Annotated in this window: 17 protein-coding genes; 2 read left to right on the plus strand and 15 right to left on the minus strand. The window is 64.6% G+C overall.

Annotated features, from left to right (window positions below):
- Positions 1–34: 34 nt before the first annotated feature.
- From ACYQ3G_RS06930 to ACYQ3G_RS06955, 6 genes are read right to left on the minus strand one after another with little or no spacing between them, the layout of a single operon-like run.
- Positions 35–859 carry a M55 family metallopeptidase gene (locus tag ACYQ3G_RS06930; RefSeq protein ID WP_459824080.1) on the minus strand — a complete coding sequence of 275 codons (825 nt, stop codon included), beginning with the start codon at positions 857–859 and terminating at the stop codon, positions 35–37.
- 9 nt (positions 860–868) lie between these two features.
- The gene (locus tag ACYQ3G_RS06935; protein ID WP_459824083.1) at positions 869–1843 is read right to left on the minus strand and encodes an ABC transporter ATP-binding protein; all 975 of its coding nucleotides are present in this window, start codon (positions 1841–1843) and stop codon (positions 869–871) included.
- Positions 1840–2823 (minus strand): ABC transporter ATP-binding protein, encoded by a 984-nt coding sequence (locus ACYQ3G_RS06940; RefSeq protein WP_459824085.1) that lies wholly within the window; start codon positions 2821–2823, stop codon positions 1840–1842. The genes ACYQ3G_RS06935 and ACYQ3G_RS06940 overlap by 4 nt, the downstream gene beginning before the upstream one ends.
- Complete coding sequence (locus tag ACYQ3G_RS06945; RefSeq protein WP_459824087.1) at positions 2820–3677, minus strand: ABC transporter permease; 858 nt, start codon at positions 3675–3677, stop codon at positions 2820–2822. Before ACYQ3G_RS06945 ends, ACYQ3G_RS06940 begins: the two co-directional genes overlap by 4 nt.
- Positions 3678–3686: 9 nt before the next feature.
- Positions 3687–4697, minus strand: coding sequence for an ABC transporter permease (locus ACYQ3G_RS06950; RefSeq protein WP_459824090.1), 1011 nt, complete (start codon positions 4695–4697; stop codon positions 3687–3689).
- 49 nt (positions 4698–4746) lie between these two features.
- Entirely contained in the window at positions 4747–6288 is a 1542-nt protein-coding gene (locus tag ACYQ3G_RS06955; protein WP_459824093.1) for an ABC transporter substrate-binding protein, read from the minus strand.
- Between the two features lie 217 nt (positions 6289–6505).
- Here ACYQ3G_RS06955 and ACYQ3G_RS06960 point away from each other — a divergent pair, with 217 nt between their 5' ends.
- Positions 6506–6928 (plus strand): HIT family protein, encoded by a 423-nt coding sequence (locus ACYQ3G_RS06960; protein ID WP_459824096.1) that lies wholly within the window; start codon positions 6506–6508, stop codon positions 6926–6928.
- Between the two features lie 13 nt (positions 6929–6941).
- On the opposite strand, the gene ACYQ3G_RS06965 is transcribed toward ACYQ3G_RS06960, so the two are convergent.
- The 3 genes from ACYQ3G_RS06965 to ACYQ3G_RS06975 form a co-directional block, all read right to left on the minus strand.
- Positions 6942–7895, minus strand: a complete 954-nt coding sequence (locus ACYQ3G_RS06965) for a hypothetical protein (RefSeq protein WP_459824099.1) — start codon at positions 7893–7895, stop codon at positions 6942–6944.
- 195 nt (positions 7896–8090) lie between these two features.
- Positions 8091–9206 (minus strand): alanine dehydrogenase, encoded by a 1116-nt coding sequence (ald, locus tag ACYQ3G_RS06970; RefSeq protein WP_459824102.1) that lies wholly within the window; start codon positions 9204–9206, stop codon positions 8091–8093.
- Between the two features lie 68 nt (positions 9207–9274).
- On the minus strand, positions 9275–10372 hold the full coding sequence (locus ACYQ3G_RS06975; protein ID WP_459824105.1) for an NAD/NADP octopine/nopaline dehydrogenase family protein: 1098 nt from the start codon (positions 10370–10372) through the stop codon (positions 9275–9277).
- A 276-nt stretch (positions 10373–10648) separates the two neighbouring features.
- On the opposite strand from ACYQ3G_RS06975, the gene ACYQ3G_RS06980 reads away from it, so the two are divergent.
- Positions 10649–12529, plus strand: a complete 1881-nt coding sequence (locus ACYQ3G_RS06980; protein WP_459824108.1) for a sigma-54-dependent Fis family transcriptional regulator — start codon at positions 10649–10651, stop codon at positions 12527–12529.
- Between the two features lie 124 nt (positions 12530–12653).
- Here the strand turns inward: ACYQ3G_RS06980 and dctP are convergent, their stop codons facing one another.
- The 6 genes from dctP to ACYQ3G_RS07010 all read right to left on the minus strand — a co-directional run bounded on the left by dctP (position 12654) and on the right by ACYQ3G_RS07010 (position 18014).
- Positions 12654–13640 carry a TRAP transporter substrate-binding protein DctP gene (gene dctP / locus ACYQ3G_RS06985; protein WP_459824111.1) on the minus strand — a complete coding sequence of 329 codons (987 nt, stop codon included), beginning with the start codon at positions 13638–13640 and terminating at the stop codon, positions 12654–12656.
- A gap of 25 nt (positions 13641–13665) precedes the next feature.
- Entirely contained in the window at positions 13666–14964 is a 1299-nt protein-coding gene (locus tag ACYQ3G_RS06990) for a TRAP transporter large permease (RefSeq protein WP_459824114.1), read from the minus strand.
- Between the two features lie 10 nt (positions 14965–14974).
- A complete protein-coding gene (locus ACYQ3G_RS06995; protein ID WP_459824117.1) occupies positions 14975–15448 on the minus strand; it encodes a TRAP transporter small permease in 474 nt (157 codons plus the stop codon).
- 509 nt (positions 15449–15957) lie between these two features.
- A complete protein-coding gene (locus tag ACYQ3G_RS07000; RefSeq protein ID WP_459824119.1) occupies positions 15958–16281 on the minus strand; it encodes an MGMT family protein in 324 nt (107 codons plus the stop codon).
- Between the two features lie 61 nt (positions 16282–16342).
- Positions 16343–17089, minus strand: coding sequence for a sulfite exporter TauE/SafE family protein (locus ACYQ3G_RS07005; protein ID WP_459824121.1), 747 nt, complete (start codon positions 17087–17089; stop codon positions 16343–16345).
- 91 nt (positions 17090–17180) lie between these two features.
- Positions 17181–18014, minus strand: coding sequence for an amidohydrolase family protein (locus ACYQ3G_RS07010; RefSeq protein WP_459824124.1), 834 nt, complete (start codon positions 18012–18014; stop codon positions 17181–17183).
- Positions 18015–18050: the final 36 nt, after the last annotated feature.

Below are 18050 nucleotides of genomic sequence, written 5' to 3' on the forward strand. Positions count from 1 at the left end.
ATTAACGTCAAGCGTGATTATCGCGCCGCGTTTCTCAGATGAACGGCACCAGTTCCACCAGGCAGCTCATGGTGTTGAAGGCCTGGAAGGCCTCGACCACGTCTGCGCCGACATAGCTGACCGTGAGGTCGTCCAGGCGCCTGGTGCGCGGGATCATGCCGGCGCGGTCGGCGCCCGAGGCCGTGGTGCAGCGCACGGTCAGCTCCACGTCCCCCTTCAGAATGAACGGCTCGACCTTGGGCGGGTTCTCCAGGGCCTCCCTGGCCGCGGTTTCGATGGCCCGGCAGATCCGGGCCGGGTGCTCGCAGACCGCGGCGTAGGCGCCGATGGCCTCCTTGATGGCCAGGGTGCGCACGCCGGGCAGCAGCGCTTCGGCCTCGCGGCAGGCGGCCAGGTCGCCGGCCACGAAGGTCACGGGCACGCCGAAGTGCCCGGCCAGGGCGGCGTTCAGCCCGATCTCCCCGATCTTGACCCCGTTCAGGCGCACCTCCTGCAGCCTTCCGGTGAAGGTGTGCACGATGCTCGCGTTCATGGTTCCGCCCATGGCGTGGTAGCCCACGAACATGGCCGCGGCGAAGGTCCCATCGATGCCGTGCATCATGGACAGGGGCCGTGGCGAGCCCATGACCAGGCGGGCGCGCTCGTCGAGTTCCTCGGGCAGGAGATTGAGGCCCACGTTGTGGGAGTCGGACACGGTGACCTCCGTGGCCCCGGCCGCGAAAACGCCGCGGATGGCCGCGTTGACCTCGTTCGTCATCAGGCGCCGGGCCAGGGGGTATTCCCGGCCGTCCACGCGGGAGTGCTCGTGGCGGGCCACGCAGCCCACGCCTTCGATATCCGCGCTGATGTAGATTTTCATGGTTCGTTCCTATTTTCGGTTGTGAAGGTGACAGACGACCTCGTGCCCGGGACCGAGGACGACCCGCGGCGGCTCCATGCTCGCGCAGTGCGGCATGGCCTCGGGGCAGCGGGGGTGGAAGCGGCAGCCTTGCGGCAGGTCCACAGGGCTCGGCACGTCGCCCGTCAGGCGGGCCAGGTCGCGGCGCTGCGCCGGGTCGGGCACGGGGACCGAGGCCAGCAGGGCCCGCGTGTAGGGGTGGGCCGGGGTCTCGAAAAGTTTTTCCGTGGGCGCGGTCTCGACGATGGCGCCCAGGTACATGACCGCGATGCGCCGGCTGACGTGCCGGACCACGGTCAGGTCGTGGGAGATGAACAGATAGGCGTGGCCGCGCCTGGCCTGCAGGTCGGCCATGAGATTGAGGATCTGGGCCTGGACCGAGACGTCCAGGGCGCTGGTCGGCTCGTCCATGACCACGAAGGCCGGGTCGGCCACCAGGGCGCGGGCCAGGCCGATACGCTGGCGCTGGCCGCCCGAGAACTCGTGGGGGTAGCGGTCCAGACATTCGGGCCCCATGCCGACCTCGGCCAGGCTGGCCGCGGCGCGTTCGCGCAGTTCGCCGCCCCTGGCCAGCCCGAGGATTTTGAGCGGCAGGGAGACGATGGTCCCCACGGTCATGCGCGGGTCCAGGGAGCTCTGCGGGTCCTGGAAGACGACCTGCATGCGCGTCCTGGCGCGAGTCAGTTCCGCGCCCGTGAGACGCGTCACGTCGACGCCCTCAAAATGGACGGAGCCGCTGTCAGCGTCCAACAGGCGCAGGATGAGGTTGCCCACGGTGCTCTTGCCACTGCCAGACTCGCCCACCAGTCCCAGGGTTTCCCCCCGGTCCAGATGCAGGGACACCCGGTCCACGGCTTTGAGCCAACGTTTCCTGCCTTCCAGGAACCCGCCGCCCATGGGGAAGGCCTTGCACAGATCCTGCACGCGGAGCAGTTCGTCGCTCATGGCAGCCCCCCAGGCGTGAAAAGATGGCAGGCCACGCTGTGGTCCGGGGCCACGCGGACCATCTCCGGGGCCACGTCGCTGCACCCGCCGCTCTTGGCGTGCGGGCAGCGGGGACGGAAGCGGCAGCCCGGCGGCGGGTCCATGGGGCTCGGCACGCTGCCAGGGATGGCGTAGAGTTCGCCGCCCGAGGACCTGCCCGGAATGGAGGCGATGAGCCCCTGAGTGTACGGGTGGGCCGGACGGGCGAAGATGCTGCCCACATCGGCGACCTCGACCACCTGTCCGGCGTACATGACGGCCACGCGGTGGCAGAGTTGGGCGACCACGCCCATGTCGTGGGTCACGAAGAGGATCGAAAGGCCGTGGCGCTGCGCCAGTTCGTTCAGAATGGCCAGAATCTGCCCCTGCACCGTCACGTCCAGGGCCGTGGTCGGCTCGTCGGCCAGGAGCAGGGCGGGGTTGCATATCAGCGCCATGGCGATCATCACGCGCTGGCGCATGCCCCCCGAAAGCTCGTGGGGAAAGGCCCGCAGCACGGAGCGGGGTTCGGGCAGTCGCACGGCGTCGAGCATCTCCAGGCAGGCGTCCGTGGCCTCGGCCCGGCTCGCGCTGCGGTGGGCTCGGACGACTTCGCGCATCTGGTTGCCCACGGTGAAGACGGGGTTGAGGCTGTTCATGGGCTCCTGAAAGATCATGGAGATGCGTTCGCCGCGCAGCCTGCGCATCTCGCCCTGGGGCAGCCGCAGCAGGTCGCGGCCCTCGAAGAGGATTTGGCCGCCGTCGATGCTTCCGGGCGGGGTGGGGATGATGCGCAGGACCGAGCGCGAGAGCACGGACTTGCCGCAGCCGGATTCGCCCACCAAGCCCATGATCTCGCCCTGGTTCACGGTCAGGGACGCCTTGTCCAGGACGTGCGCCCGGCCCTGATAGGTGTCGAAGCTGACCGAGAGGTCGCGGATGTCGAGCAGCGGGGCGCTCATCGCCTGATCCTCGGGTCCAGGACGTCGCGCAGGGCGTCGCCGAAGATGTTGAAGCCGATGACCGTGAAGAGGATGAAAAGGCCCGGGAAGGTCGCATACCACCACTGGTCCATGAGAAACTTGCGGCCCGAGGCGATCATGGCCCCCCACTCCGGGGTCGGGGGCTGGGCGCCCAGGCCGATGAAGGACAGGGACGCGGCGATGAGGATGGCGTCGCCCAGCGTCAGGGTGGCCAGGACGATGGCCGAGTTCAGGCAGTTGGGCAGGATGTGGCGGCGGATGATGAAGCCATGCCCGGCCCCGGCCACGCGGCTGGCGGCCACGTACGGCAGTTCGCGCACGACCAGGGCTTCGCCGCGCACCAGGCGCGCGAACTTGGGGATCATGACGAAGGCCGTGGCCAGGATGGCGTTGACCAGGCTAGGCCCCATGGCCGCGGCCAGGGCCAGGGCCAGGATCAGCGACGGGAAGGACAGGATGACGTCCATGAGCCGCATGATGACGTTGTCGATCTTCCCCCCAAAATAGCCCGACGTCGCGCCGATGAGCGCCCCCGTGACCCCGGCCACGGTGATGACCAGCAGGCCGATGGACAGGGAGATGCGCGCCCCGAAGAGTACGCGCGAGAAGATGTCGCGGCCGAGTTCGTCGGTGCCGAAAAGGTGGGCCGCGCCGGGCGCCATGAGGCGTTCGCCCAGGGACAGCTTGACCGGGTCGTGCGGGGCCAGGAGCGGCGCGCCCACGGCCAGAAGGACCATGGCCGCTATGACGACGCCGCCCATGACGGCCGAGGGGTTGCGCGACAGGATCTTCAGGGTGAGCCGAAGCTCACGGAAAAACGGGTGTGCGGCCACGCTCGTCCCCTAGTAGCGGATGCGCGGGTTGAGGAATGCGTAGAGCACGTCCACCCCGAGGTTGATGGCCACGTAGGCCGTGCTGGCCAGCAGGGTGAAGCCCATGATGGCCGGGAAATCGAGTGAGTTGATGGAGTCCACCACGTACTTGCCCATGCCGGGCCAGGCGAAGATGGTCTCCGTCAGGATGGCCCCGCCGAGGAGTTCGCCCAGGGACAGGCCGGCGATGGTCACCGTGGGGATGAGCGAGTTTTTGAATGCGTGCTTGAACACGACCCTGGCCGTGGACAGGCCATTGGCCCTGGCCGTGGTGATGTAGTCCTGGCCCAGGACCGCGATCATGGACGAGCGCACGATGCGCGTGATGACCGCCAGATACACGTACGACAGGCAGAAGGCCGGCAGGATCAGGTGGCTCAGCACTTCCTTCAGCAGGGCCCAGTCCCGCGTCAGGACGGCGTCGATGACATAAAGCCCGGTCACGGCGGCCGGCGGCGAACTGGTGATGTCCAGGCGTCCCGAACCCGGCAGCCAGCCCAGGTTGCGGTAGAAGAGCAGGAGCAGCATGAGCCCCAGCCAGAAGACCGGGGTGGATACGCCGATGACCGAAAAGACGCGTGCGACATGGTCGGCCAGGCGGTTGCGCCGCACGGCTGCCAGGATTCCCAGCGGGATGCCCACGGCCAGGCAGAGGACGAGGCTGGCCAGGGTCAGTTCCAGCGTGGCCGGGAAGAAGTCGGCCAGGTCCTTGGTCACGGGGCGGTGGTTGCGGATGGACTGCCCCAGATCGCCTTGGACGAGGCCCGTCATGTAGCGCACGTACTGCACGGGCAGGGGGCGGTCCAGGCCGTGCTCCTTGCGGATGGCCTCCACGGCCTCCTTGCTGGCCTTGGGCCCGACGATGATGCGGGCCGGGTCCCCAGGGATGGCGTGGGAGATCAGAAACGTCAGGATGCTCACCCCGACGAGCACCGGGATGGCGGCCAGGACGCGCTTGATGATGTAGGCGAGTATGCGCATGCGGTTCACGGTGTCCCGGCCGGGCGCTGGGCCCGGCCGGGGAAGGATGCTATTTCTTCGAGATGGCCTCGAAGTTGTACATGGATTCGAGCATGGGGTTGAACACGTAGCCCTGCACATTGGCGCGTAGGGGCACGATGGTCTGGATCTGGTACAGGAAGATGTAGGGCGCGTCCTGCATGATGATGTCCTGGGCCTCGCCGTAGAGCTTCTTGCGTTCCTCGACCACGGACGACACTTCGGCCTTGCGGACCAGTTCGTCAACCTTGTCGTTTTTGTAGAAGCTGCGGTTGCCGGGCAGGCCCGCCTTGGCCGAATCGAACCAGAAGTTCATGAACATGTAGGGGTCGGCGAAGTCCGGGCTCCAGGCGCCCAGGCACAGCTCGAAGTCTCCCTTGTCGATCTTGTCGCGCAGGGTCGGGTTGGCCATGAGTTCCAGGTTCAGCTTCACGCCGATCTCGGCCAGGTTGGCCTGCATGACCAGGGCGATCTGCTCCCAGGTTGCGCGGCGTTCGGAGTAGATCAGCGTCAGTTCCAGGTTCTCGGCGCCGGCGGCCTTGAGCAGTTCCTTGGCCTTGGCCACGTCCTTGGTGTACTGGAAGACGTCCTTGCGGTGTCCCCACATGCCGTCGGGGATGGGGCCGCGCATCTGCACGCCGTTGCCCTGCAGGACGTGGTCGATGATGCCCTGGTAGTCCACGGCGTAGGACAGGGCCTGGCGCACGGCCGGGTTTTTCAGCTTCTCGTTCTGGCAGTTGACGTAGACGTACTCGACCATTTGCGAGGGGAAGCGCTTGACGACGACGTTCGTGTTCTTTTCCAGGGCTGGGATCTGGTCGATGAGGATGTTCTCGGCGATGTCCACGTCGCCCTGCTCCAGGGCCATGCGGCGGTCGGCGGACTCGGTCATGAAGCGGATGATGACTTTCTTGAGCTTGGGCTTGTCGCCCCAGTAGTTCGGCTTGGCTTCGAGCACGCAGCGCTGGCCGCGCGTCCACTCCACGATCTTGAAGGGGCCGCTGCCGTCGACGTTCTCGGCCAGGAAGGCCTGGGCCTTGTCGTCGTTCACGGCCCTGTCCGCGACCTTGGGGTTGATGATGGACGCGCCGTCGGTGGCCAGGGTCTGCAGGAATGGGCCGTAGGGGTTTTTCAGCGTGATTTCGAGGGTGTAGTCGTCGACCACGGCCATGGAGGCGATGGCCGTCAGGTTGTCGGCCGGGCCCTTGCCGATGGCGATGGTGCGGTCGAAGGAGTAGCGCACGGCTTCGGCGTTCAGAGGGGAGCCGTCGTCAAACGTGATGCCCTTGCGGATCTTGAAGGTCCATTTCAGCCCGTCGGCGGACACGGCCCATGACTCTGCGGCCATGGGCTCGACCTCGGTCAGGCCGACGCCGTCCTTGACCTTGTACTTCACCAGCCGGTCGTAGCAGGGGTAGATCTGCCGCCAGTCGTAGTTGTCGCTCGACACGCCGGGGTCCAGGGTGTGGATGTCCGAGGACACGGCCACGACGAGCGTGTCCTTGTCCGCGGCAAAGGCCGCGGGGGCCATGGCTGTGATCAGCAGCAAAAGGCAAAGTGTCCAGATGCGCATGCTCCGATACCTCCGTACGTGAATGAGTGAAAAGATGACGCCAAGGACTGCGAGTAGCACCGGATAATGAGTACTGTAAAGTGCCTGTCTTTTTAGCCTTATTGGGAATGAGTGCGCGCACGCAAAATTGTATGATGCCGTTCAGGGACATACAGAGTCTGCAGGCCGTCACTGCGGGGCGCTTGCGGCTCGGCGCGGCCTGCCGTAGCGTGCGCCGATGAACGATTTCACCCTCCATCCCACTCTGGCCTCTGACTGCCATGCCCTTGGCCGTTGGCGGGACATCCACGTCCTGCTGCACCGCGACGCGCACGTGCGCTGGCTCATCCTGGTGCCCGAAACAGATGCCACGGAATGGCACGAACTGCCGCCGGCCCTGCGCGAACGCCTCGCGGGGGCGTCTGCGGCCATCTCATCCATGCTCAAGGCGGAACTGGCTTGCGACAAGGTCAACATCGCCGCCATCGGCAACCTCGTGCCGCAGTTCCATTTTCACGTCATCGGCCGCAGGCGGAGCGACCCGTATTGGCCCGGCGTGGTCTGGGGGAGGGTCGTGCCGGGGTGCGAGTACGGGGACGCGGAGGTCGGTGCGCTCAGAGTCGGGGTTTTTGCGGCGTTGTCCGCGGCCTTCGGCGCATGAGACGGCTGACCGTCTAGCTCATCTTTCCCAGTGTCAGCTTCAGGCTTTCGCGCACGGAAAGATGCCGGATGCGGCCGAAGAGTTCCCGGCATTGCTCCGTGCCCAGACCGCCGACGATTTGCAGGACCACGGCCTCGGCGTCCATGTGCGGGAAGGGCGAGGCGGACTCGAAGCTCTCGTCCTTTTCCATGAGCCGGTTGTAGACCACCGCCCGGGCGGCCAGAAGGTGCTCCTGGTCGGGGTCGCGCGGCGCGCCGAGCAGGTGGCGGAAGGTCAGCAGGTCCCCAGGCGGGATGAGGCGGCGCCGGCCGTAGCGGGTCAGGCAGACCTCCTCAATGAGATGGACCGTTCGGACCCGCCCATGCCCCACGGCCTGGATCATGAGCCCGACCATGTCGTGATGGATGGCTCCGCACTCGACGTAGGCCCGGCCGTGGGCGGGCAGGAGGTTCGCCAGGGCTGCCGCGCGGTCCCTGTCCATGTCGGAAATCTTCGCGGCGTCTGCCATGGCGAAGTCGTTCACGGCTGTCAGAATGATATCGAAATCCTTTCTCCCCGCCGCCTTGTAGAAAGCCAGCAGTTTCGCGCTCCAGTCCCGTTCCCGGGCGTACACGGCCCACGGCCTGCCTCCACGTGGTATATCGCCAGGCCCGTTGCCTGCGGCGAAGAACTCGTGGATGCCCGCGAGTTCGTCCATCCACGGGTGCACCTGCATGACGGTCGCGCCCCGGGCGTGCAGGTCTTGCAGGGTGCGGCACTGAGCCGCGGCGTATTCCGGGAATTCGAAGTCCGTGAGCATCAGATATTCGTCGATGGGAAGCTCGCCGCTAAGCATCTCCTCGAAGCCGGGCGTGCGCGGCTCCTCGAGAACGATCAGGTCATGGCCGCCCATGGCCCGGGCGGCGAAGGACGCCGTTTCGAGGCGGAAGACGGTGAAACCGAGGGTGATAGAGGACGGTGTTGTCATGTTTGCAGCGTACACGCAGGGCGGCACGGATGGCGAGGGGCGATTTGGAGTGCGCAACGTTGGACTGGGCAACGGCATCCGGAAACTCGGGGGCCAGCGAGTGCAATTTCGGCATGGCTGCGACACGCATCATGCACCGGGCCGTCTCCAGAGCGGAGACGGCCCAATGGAGGGAGTGGCACACTCTCTTGGGGTTTAGAGGCAGGATTCGGCCGGCGTATAGGGCAGGCCGAAGGCGTCGGCCACGCCCTTGAAGGTGATCTTGTCGCCGACCATGTTCAGGCCGTTCTTGAGCCCCGGGTTTTCCTTGCAGGCGGCCTGCCAGCCCTTGTCCGCGATCTGCAGGGCGTAGGGCAGGGTGGCGTTGGTCAGGGCCATGGTCGAGGTGATGGGCACGGCGCCGGGCATGTTGGCCACGCAGTAATGGATGATGCCGTCCACCTCGTAGATCGGGTCCGTGTGCGTGGTGGGCTTCGATGTCTCGAAGCAGCCGCCCTGGTCGATGGCCACGTCCACGAGCACGCAGCCCGGCTTCATGTCCTTGAACATCTCGCGGGTCACGAGCTTGGGCGCCTTGGCGCCGACCACGAGGACCGCGCCGATGACCGCGTCGGCCTCCTTGGCCAGTTCGCGGATCTTGGCCGGGGAACTCATCAGCGGCGTGACGTTCTTGGGCATGATCTCCGAGAGGTAGCGCAGGCGGTCGAGGTTCATGTCCAGGATGTGGACGCGGGCGCCCAGGCCGGCGGCCATCATGGCCGCGTTGGTGCCGACGATGCCGCCGCCGAGGACCAGCACGTTGGCCGGGGCCACGCCGGTCACGCCGCCCAGCAGGATGCCACGGCCGCCGTGGACGCGCTCGTTGTACTTGGCGGCTTCCTGGGCGGCCATGCGTCCGGCGACCTCGCTCATGGGGGTCAACAGCGGCAGGCCGACGCCGTTCGGGCCGGTGACCGTCTCGTAGGCGATGGCCACGGAGCCGGTCTGCATGAACTCGCGGGTCAGCTTTTCGTCGGCCGCGAAGTGGAAATAGGTGAAGACGATCTGCCCGGGGCGGACCTGATCGTATTCGGAAGGCTGGGGCTCCTTGACGTGCATGACCATGTCGGACCGGCCGTAGATGTCCGCAGGCGCGGCGACGATCTTTGCCCCGGCGGCCTCGTAGTCCGCGTCGCTGAAGCCGCTGCCGACGCCTGCCGCTTTTTCCACCAATACGGTATGCCCGTGCTGTCTCATGACTTCCACGCCGGCCGGTGTCATGCAGACCCGGTTCTCCTGTGATTTGATTTCCTTCAAGACGCCTACGATCATATTCTTTCTCCAGATGTGTGCTGAGGTGAGTGGAAAACAGAGTGCCTGCCGTTTCGCGCGTTGTACGCCTAGACCGGTTTCTCTCCGGTTTCGAGGTAGTGTTCGAATTGTTCCCGGTCCATGCCCTCGATTCCGAGATTGGACAGGGTGCGCCCGGAGTTGAAGAAATCCTCGCCGAGGATCATGGCGCCGAGCTTGGCCACGAGCCACATGCGCTCCATGGGCAGGCCCATCATGTCGCCGAGTTCGATCATGGGGATGAGGCCGGTGGGGATGTCCTCGAGCAGGTAGCGGGTACGCAGGTCCTTTTGTCCCTTGATCTTTTCATAGGCGGGATTGAGGCGGACAGCCTCGCTCAAGGTGTCGGCCTTGGCCCCGTAGGCCTTGGCGTACCACTGGCGGATGGGGGTGATGTCGATGCCGAAGGTCTTGCCGAGCTCCACCCGCTCCTTGTCGAGTTCCTCGGTGAAGGCGCCGATGGTCGGGGTGATCCCTTCCCAGTAGTAGAGCCAGTCGTGTCTGGATTCGATGAGGGACGTGTTCAGGAGGGTCGGCGTCGGGTGCATGATGGCGTTGGCGTTGCCGAGGCTCGTCTCGATGACGTTCTTGCCGCCGATGATCTGGGGAAATGCTTCCTGCAGCATGGCCAGGGCGCGGGCGTTGTCCCGGGCCGGCAGGGTGGCCACGATGAGGTCGTCCTTGATGCCCAAGATGCTGGCGTGGCCCGGCTTGGGGCTGCGGCAGGCGTAGATGAGGCTGTTGGTCTCGGCGATGGCGACCTTGGCCGTGCAGCCCATCTGGTCCAGAACGTGGCGGAATTCGAGGGCGCCGCAGGTCGCGCCGGGGTGGATGATGACGATTTGGCCGTCCGCGAGGTGGGGGCCGCAGTTTTTGGCGATGGCCTTGTGCGCCGTGGCCGGGGCCACGACCATGACGGCGTCCGCGCCCCTGATGGCCGTCCCGATGTCCGTGGTCACCAGTTCCGGTTTGCCGAAGCCCTCGACGACCCCGTCGACGCGGATGCCGCCCTGGGCGTTGATCGCGTCCACGGTGGCTGGGAACACGTCGTACAGCCGGACCCGGAAGCCCATGATGGATAAATGGCCGGCCAGGGACTGCCCGCCGTTTCCGCCGCCGATGATAGCCCATACTGTGCTTTTACTCATGTTTTACTCCAAAATGACTGTGTTGGAAGCAGGCGATTGCTTGCGCAGGCATGAGCAATGCAGGTGCCACTTGGGAGTTGCTTTTTATCGAGCTCTAATTGTTTGATTTTTTTATCAGCGAGACAGTTTTTCAGGGTTCAGTTTCTTCGGTGGATGTCTTATAGTGCGACACATTGGCGGAAAGCAGGCCGAGAATGGTTGCGATGTCGTGGCCGGAGTAGACTGGTTTCAAAATGAGACATGTTCCATATTGACAGGTTGTCGGCGAGGCGCACAGTGAAATCAGAAGATCCCTTTTCTTTCGAAGTGTTGCGAGAAGAAATCAAGGCCTCTCACCGGCGTTCCCAGGAATACGGGGTCAGTCGGGACGAGCGCACGAACCAGGCCTGTCTGACCCCTGCGGAGCTTGCCTTCCGCCAGACCGCCAACAAGGACTTTCTTGACGTGGCCAAGTCGCACATCCAGGAGTCCTATGACTTGCTCTCGCCGGACGAGTTCATGATGGCCGTGGTCGATAGGGACGGCTATATCCTGCATCTGGCCGCCAGCGACAGGATCAAGACCCTTTTCGCCGAGCGCAACTGTGTGCCCGGCTTCCGCTGGACCGAGCGTGACGTGGGCACCACGGCGACGAGCTTGTGCCTGGAGAAGCGGATGCCGGTGCAACTCAACGACAAGGACCATTACTGCGAGCGGGCGCACGGCTTCAGCAGTTCCGCCGCCCCGGTGTTCGGACACGGGGAGGAACTGCTTGGCGTCCTCGTCGCGTCGGGGCAGAGCCGGCTGGTGCATCCCCACACCCTGGGCATGGTCGTTTCAGCGGCGCGCTCCATCGAACGCCAGTTGCGCATTATGCGCCGCAACCGCGAGCTGGCCCGGCACGTGGGCTTTCTGGACGGAGTCATCGACTCCACCAGCGTCGGTATCATCATTCTCGACGCCGAGGCCGGCATCTGGCGCGTCAACCGTAAGGGGCGGCAGATCCTGCGCAAGGACGACCTGGCCGGCAAGCCGGTCTCCGTGCTCAAGGGCCTGTCCGTGGACTTGGCGGACGTGCGGGCCCACCCTTCCAACTGGCTCAATCAGGAATGCACCCTGAAGAGCGAGCAGCACTCCGTGCACTTCCTGTTCTCCGTGGACCCTGTCTTCGGGCCGGACGGGACCATGCTCGGGGCGGTGCTCATCTTCGAGGAGGTGGATTCCATTCGCAAACTGGCCAAGATGGCCGGCACCAAGGCGTATTTCACCTTCGACAGCCTGATTGGTTCCTGCGACGAGTTCCGTAAGGCCATCGGCCTGGCCCGCAAGGCCGCCCAGTCCAATTCCACCGTGCTCATTCGGGGCGAGACCGGAACGGGCAAGGAGCTTTTCGCACAGTCCATCCACAACGCCAGTTCGCGCAAGGGGCACCCCTTCGTGCCCATCAACTGCGGTGCCATCCCCAACGAGTTGCTGGAGAGCGAGCTCTTCGGCTACATGGACGGGGCCTTCACCGGCGCCCAGAAGGGCGGGCGTGCCGGCAAGTTCGAGCTGGCCAACAACGGGACCATCCTCCTCGACGAGATCGGCGACATGCCCCATGACATGCAGGTCAAGCTGCTGCGCGTGCTGCAGACCGGCGAGGTCTACCGCATCGGAGCGCGTCAGCCCGTCCTGGTCGACGTGCGCATCATCGCCTGCACGCACGTGGACCTGTCCAAGGCTGTGGCCGCCGGGCGTTTCCGTGAGGACCTCTTCTACCGCCTCAACGTCTTCCCCATCGTCATCCCCGCCCTGCGCGACCGCGGCCGCGAGGATATCCTGGCTCTGGCCGAGTTCTTCCTGGGGCAGAGCAAAGTTGCCCCGCCGAGGCTTGCCGCCGCGGCGGAGCGGATGCTGGTCGAGCATTCCTGGCCGGGCAACGTTAGGGAACTGCAGAATACCATCCAGCGCGCCCTGCACCTCTGCGAGGGCGATATCCTCGGCGCGGAGTGCCTGGGCCTGTCCGTGGCCGAGAAGGCGCGGCCGGCCGCCAGCGGCGGTTCCCTGGAAGATCTGGAGCGCAACGCCATCGTGGAAACCCTGCGCCAGACCGGGGGGAACATGGCCGAAACGGCCCGCCGGCTGAACATCTCCAGGGCCACGCTGTACCGCAAGACGAAGTTGTTCGGCCTCTAGACGGCGGCCGTCGCGTCTGGTGCGCGATGGCCCGGGCTTGTCAGTTGAGGACGTGAAAAAGGCGACGGGGGCGACGGACTGAATGTCCGCCGCCCCCGTCGCCTTCACGGAGGGAGGGTGAGGATTATTCGGCGATCTTGGCCAGAAATGCCTTGCCCCAGTCCTCGCCGACATCCTTCAGGATTTCGGGCCAGACCTTCTGCTCGGCGATGGTCGCGGTCTTGGCGATCTGCTCGGGGGTGACGGCCACAATCTTGGCCCCGTTCTCGGCCAGCTTGGCCTCATTCTTCTTCTGGTCCGCCTCGACGGTTTCCCAGCGGCGGTCTTCGAACTGCTTGGCCACATCGAGCAGCTTGGCGCGTTCGGCGTCGTCGAGACCGGCCAGCAGTTCGGAGTTCATGATCAGGTACCAGACTTCGAAATGGGTGTTGGTCGGAAGGTAGTACTTGGTCACGTCGCGGAAGGAGGCGTAGTAGCCTTCGGCGCCGGAGCCGATGATACCGTCGACCACGCCGGTCTGCACGGCGGTGAAGACTTCGGAGAAAGGCATGGGCGTGGCCATGAAGCCGGTGTTTTCGGCCAGGAGCTGGAAGGTCTTCATCGGGGGCACGCGGACCTTGAGCCCCTGGGCCACGTCGGGATCGCCGGGGGCCTTGGGTTCCTTGTTCAGGGAGATGCCGCCGAAATACACGGGCCAGGCGGCCAGCACGGAGATGCCCTGCTTTTCGTACAACGCGGCGATCTCCTTGCGCAGGGGCGTATCGCCGGAGAAGTTCTTCTTGGCCTGGGCGTAGTCCTTGACCAGATAGGGGAAGAAGAGAATCTGGAAACGTTTGTCGGCCGCGGTGGCTGCTGGCTGGCAGGCCATCTCCACGGCTCCCACGCCGATGCGTTCCTGGACAACGGTGTAGTCGCCCAGGGCGCTTGCGGGATAGATCTTGACCGCGATCTTGCCACCGGTGGCCGCGTTCACCTCGTCGGCGAAGCGGTTCAGGTCGACGTCGATGGCCGCTCCCTGCGGACGGACATGGGCCAATTTCCACTCCGCGGCCTGGGCGGCGCCGGCCAGGAGCAGGGTGAGTGTGACGAGGGTCCAGAGTGCTTTCTTCATGCGTCTTCTCCTTCGAGAGAAAGGGTTAGTAGCCCAGCAGCCGTGGCAGGAACAGGGCTAGGTCGGGCCAAAATGCGGTCAGGAAGACAACGGGTACATACCCGAAGATCAACAGGATCATGGCCGGCTTGATGATCTCGGAGAACTCGACCTTGCCGATGCGCATGCCGAGATACAGGATGCTGGCGTAAGGCGGGGTGACGCCGCCCATGGCCGTGTTCACGCCCATGATGGCCGCGAAGTGGATGGGGGAGACCCCGATGGCCTGCATGAGTGGCAACAGGAGCGGGGCGGTCAGGATGATGGCCGTGACGTCGTTGACGATCATGCCGATGAAGAAGAGCAGCAGGTTGATGAGGACCAGCAGCACGACTTTGTTCTGGGTGATGCCGAAGATGGTCTCGACCATGGCCTGGGGGACCTGCTCCATGACGAAGATCTGGCTGAGCATGAGGCTGAAGACGATCATGATCATGATCGCGCCCACCGCCGTGGCAGAACTCTTGGCCGCGCTCAGAAAGCTGCTCATGGTCAGGCCCTTGTAGATCAGGAAGCCGACGGGCAGGGCGTAGACCACGGCCACGGCCGCCGCCTCGGTGGGGGTCATGACCCCGCCGTAGATGCCGCCGAGGATGATGACTGGCATGAACAGGGCCGGGATGGCCCGTGAGAACATGGTCGTGCCCTCCCTGACCGTCTCCTGCATCGTGCGGGGCGGGTCAAGGATCAGAGGAAACTTGCGGGCCAGGATCAGGTTGATGATGGAGAACATGACCGTAATTAGAATGCCGGGACCCAGGGTGGCCAGGAAGCAGGCCAATATGGAAGTGTCCGTGACCCAGCCGTAGACGATCATGGTCACGCTCGGCGGGATGAGCAGGCCCAGGACCGAGGAGTTGGAGATGAGGGCTGCGGCGTACCCGCGCGGGTATCCCTTGGCGGCCATTTCAGGGATGAGCAGCGGCCCCGTGGCCGCGATGCCTGTCAGGCCGCTGCCGGAGATGGCGCCGATGATGGCGCAGCTGAGGGTGGCCACCACGCCGAGGCCGCCGCGGATGCGCCCGACGAAGACGTTGACGAAGTTCAGGAGGCTCTGGGCGATACCGCTCTCGCTCATCAGCGACCCGGCGAAGACGAAGAGCGGGATGCACAGCAGCACGGGGTTGGAGAGTTGGGTGAAGCCCGTCAGCATCATGCCCTTCATGGTCGTGCCGCCGATGAGGTTCATGACCATGAGCGCCCCGCCGAAGCAGAACGGCAGCGGTACGCCCAGGGTCAGCAGGAAGACGAGGACGCCCAGGGCCAGCAGAGAGATTTCGATCATGGTTGTTCCCCTATCCCGCGTTGCCGACGCGGACGATTTCGCGGAAGGATTTGATCATATGGTGAACTATGTAGACGGCCATTGCCGCCAGGCCGACGAACATGGAACATTCGGCGTAGAACGTCGGGATGTAGAGGGTCGGGCTGTCCTTCCAGACGCGCAGGGCGTAGCGGAAGTAGTCCCAGGCCCACCATGTCAGCCAGGCGCAGATGATGATGCTGAATACGTCGGAGATGAACTTGACGATCATGACGCTTTTTTTGGTTTTCAGAAAGACGTCCAGGACATTGGCCTTGATTTGCGTGTCTTCCCGGGATGCGTTCACGCTCCCAAGGAAATAGAGCCATAGCGTCGGGTACAGGAGAACTTCCTCGAGCCCCATCATGGGATGCTGGAACACGTAGCGCAGCATGACCTGGATGAATTCGAGGACCGCCACCGAGGTGATCAGCAGGGTCAAGCCGTACTTGTAGAACCGTTCCATCCATCCCTCCTTCGCTGTTTGTGGAGACCGCCATCCTCGGCGCTGTTCGTATCAGGATGCCCGCATAAGGCAAAAGGCGTGCCGTGGCCCCTGATTGGCGCGGAGCTCATGGCAGGTCAGGAAAGTTGAAAGGAAGATATTAGCAATTACAGCGAGTTGTTGATTTTTGGCGGCATTGAAAACGTGGTTGTCTCGGTGCTGGGAGGCCGTGGGGAATAAAGCGCGTCGGGCCTGTCCTGTCTTTTTTTGAGACAGAACGCGCCTGACATCTTGGGGGCGTATGACAAACGCCGATTTGACAGGTAGTCGCCCTGATATGTCTTAAAATAAGACATGTGTCTTTTTTGGAATTGCGGCCATCTTCTCCGCTATCCTCAGAGAAACAAACGTGTTGAGAGATGCCGCAGACGTGTCCGAAACAGAGGCCCCGCGGCGATGCGTTCAAGAAAAGGGCAAGAACGAGATGACGATGTCGCGGGGCCTCTGCCCCAAAGCGTGTGACCTGGGGTTCATCGGATGTTTTCCAGACGCCACAGGAAAACGCGCAGATCGATTGTTCCCGCCGGGTCGAATTCGATGCCCTCGTTTTTCAGCAGGTGCCTCTGCTCTTTTTGATCCATGAACGATTTCAGAACGATGCGGCCGTCCTGGTTGACGACGCGGTGCCAGGGCAGCCCTTCCTTCTGTGAGCAGGAGTGCAGAACCCGCGCGACCTGCCTGGCCGCCCTCGGGTTGCCAGCCATGGCCGCGATCTGGCCGTAGGTGGCGACCCTGCCGGATGGGATGTCGCGGATGAATCCGATGATGCGGTCGGTGAAGGCGTGTCGTGTCATGGCTGGTAAATGGACGATTGAATCCCTGTAGCCGGCGGAAAGGACGCAGCCGGGGGATGGGTCAGTTCACGGCACTGAGGGCGCCCCGGATCATGCTTAATCCCATGACCATGATCATGGCGAAGAGGATGCGTTTGAAATGGCCTTCGCCGAACCGTCCGGAGACGCGTATTCCTGCCCAACCCCCGAGGATGACGGCGGGCAGGGCCACGGCGAAGAGGGTCAGGGCGCGGGCGGAATAGAGCCCTGCGAGTCCGTGGGCCGAGACGATGAACAGGCCGCTGACGATGAAGAACGCGCCCAGGGCGGCCTTGATCTCGCGTTGGGAACCGCCGCGCAGGCTCAGGTACACGGCCAGTGGCGGGCCGTTGAAGCCGAAGGCGGTGCCCAGGCTCGTGGAAAGGAATCCAGCCAACGCGCCCCAGCCGGCCGCCAGGCGCCTGGCGTGGGGCTGTGCGCTGCAGAGCCCCCACAGGGCGTAGGCCGCGAGCAGCAGCCCCAGGCCCGTCTTGAGCCATGCCTCCGGAAAGTGCCGCAGGAGCAGCACGCCGGTCGCGGCTCCGGGCAGCGCGCCCAGGAAGAGCGCCCGGATGCCCGACGTGTCCAGGTGTGCGCGGTAGCTCCACGTCATCTGGATGTTGAGGGCGAGCACGACGAGCCCGCAGGTCGGCACGGCCGTGCGCATGTCAAGGCCCAGGGCCACGATGGGCATGGCCACCAGGGCCGCGCCGAATCCGACGATGCCGTTGATGAAGCCGCCCAGCAGCCAGCCGGCGAGGGTGGTGAGGATGGCGTGCGTCATGTCCATGGGGCGTTCCGGACTGCTGGTGAGATACTCGGTTCCTTTGCGGGCATGAGCCCCGCGGTGGGCGTCGGGTCGGCGTCCACCGCGGGGATGGTCAGTTGATGTTCAGAATGCGGCATGCGTTTTCGTACATGACCTTGCGGCGCACGTCATCGCTCAAGGGGAACCCCTCATACGCAGTCAGGGCGTCGGCCAGTTCGATGAAGGGGTGGGCGCTGGCGAAGACGACCTTGTCCTGGATGATGGTGCTCATGGCCTGCACGAACACGTCGGCCATGGGGGCGCTCTCGTACTCGGAGAAGTCCATGTACACGTTGGCGTTGCGCAGGCAGGCGTAGATGCACTCGTTGACGTACGGGTAGCCGCCGTGGCTCATGATGATGGTCAGTTCCGGGAAATCGCGCGCCACCTGGTCGACGTGGCGTGGGTCGGCGTAGTCCATGATGGCTCCGGCGACCTGCGGCGGGGGGGCCATGGTCACGAACACGGGCAGGTTCAGTTCGGCGCACTTGGCGTAGACGGGGTAGTAGCGGGCCTCGCAGGCGGGGATGTGCGCCAGGTAGGGGTCGATGGCCACGCCCTTCATGCCGTGTTCCTCCACGGCGCGTACGATGTCGTACACGGCGGCCATCTTCTTGTGGGGGTCGACGCCCCAGAACCCGACGAACTTCTTGGGGTACGCCCGGCAGAATTCGAGGACGCTGCCGTTGTTGGCCGGCGAGCCGTAGGTGGTCTCGCAGTCTCGGCCGGTGATGACGGCGAGCTCGACGCCGCGTCTGTCCAGATCGGCGACGATCTCGTCCAGGGGTTGCGGCTTGCGGGCGTCGAAGCCGATGGCCTTGCAGGCGGCCTTGAACATGGCGCTGTTCTTGATGCCGTCGATGATCTCGGGCGTGTTGGGGCGGAATCGGAAGTCTATTATTTTCATGGCAAAACTCTCCTGTTCCGGTCCGGCATCCAGCCG

The organism is Desulfomicrobium salsuginis (assembly GCF_054657795.1).

Bases quoted from the DNA above. Each gene is read 5' to 3' on its own strand.
- ald (WP_459824102.1), bottom strand. From the start codon at position 9,206: ATGATCGTAGGCGTCTTGAAGGAAATCAAATCACAGGAGAACCGGGTC.
- ACYQ3G_RS06935 (WP_459824083.1), bottom strand. From the start codon at position 1,843: ATGAGCGACGAACTGCTCCGCGTGCAGGATCTGTGCAAGGCCTTCCCC.
- ACYQ3G_RS06940 (WP_459824085.1), bottom strand. From the start codon at position 2,823: ATGAGCGCCCCGCTGCTCGACATCCGCGACCTCTCGGTCAGCTTCGAC.
- ACYQ3G_RS07010 (WP_459824124.1), bottom strand. From the start codon at position 18,014: ATGAAAATAATAGACTTCCGATTCCGCCCCAACACGCCCGAGATCATC.
- dctP (WP_459824111.1), bottom strand. From the start codon at position 13,640: ATGAAGAAAGCACTCTGGACCCTCGTCACACTCACCCTGCTCCTGGCC.
- ACYQ3G_RS06960 (WP_459824096.1), top strand. From the start codon at position 6,506: ATGAACGATTTCACCCTCCATCCCACTCTGGCCTCTGACTGCCATGCC.
- ACYQ3G_RS06975 (WP_459824105.1), bottom strand. From the start codon at position 10,372: ATGAGTAAAAGCACAGTATGGGCTATCATCGGCGGCGGAAACGGCGGG.
- ACYQ3G_RS06930 (WP_459824080.1), bottom strand. From the start codon at position 859: ATGAAAATCTACATCAGCGCGGATATCGAAGGCGTGGGCTGCGTGGCC.
- ACYQ3G_RS06950 (WP_459824090.1), bottom strand. From the start codon at position 4,697: ATGCGCATACTCGCCTACATCATCAAGCGCGTCCTGGCCGCCATCCCG.
- ACYQ3G_RS06990 (WP_459824114.1), bottom strand. From the start codon at position 14,964: ATGATCGAAATCTCTCTGCTGGCCCTGGGCGTCCTCGTCTTCCTGCTG.
- ACYQ3G_RS07005 (WP_459824121.1), bottom strand. From the start codon at position 17,089: ATGGACATGACGCACGCCATCCTCACCACCCTCGCCGGCTGGCTGCTG.
- ACYQ3G_RS06995 (WP_459824117.1), bottom strand. From the start codon at position 15,448: ATGGAACGGTTCTACAAGTACGGCTTGACCCTGCTGATCACCTCGGTG.
- ACYQ3G_RS06955 (WP_459824093.1), bottom strand. From the start codon at position 6,288: ATGCGCATCTGGACACTTTGCCTTTTGCTGCTGATCACAGCCATGGCC.
- ACYQ3G_RS06965 (WP_459824099.1), bottom strand. From the start codon at position 7,895: ATGACAACACCGTCCTCTATCACCCTCGGTTTCACCGTCTTCCGCCTC.
- ACYQ3G_RS07000 (WP_459824119.1), bottom strand. From the start codon at position 16,281: ATGACACGACACGCCTTCACCGACCGCATCATCGGATTCATCCGCGAC.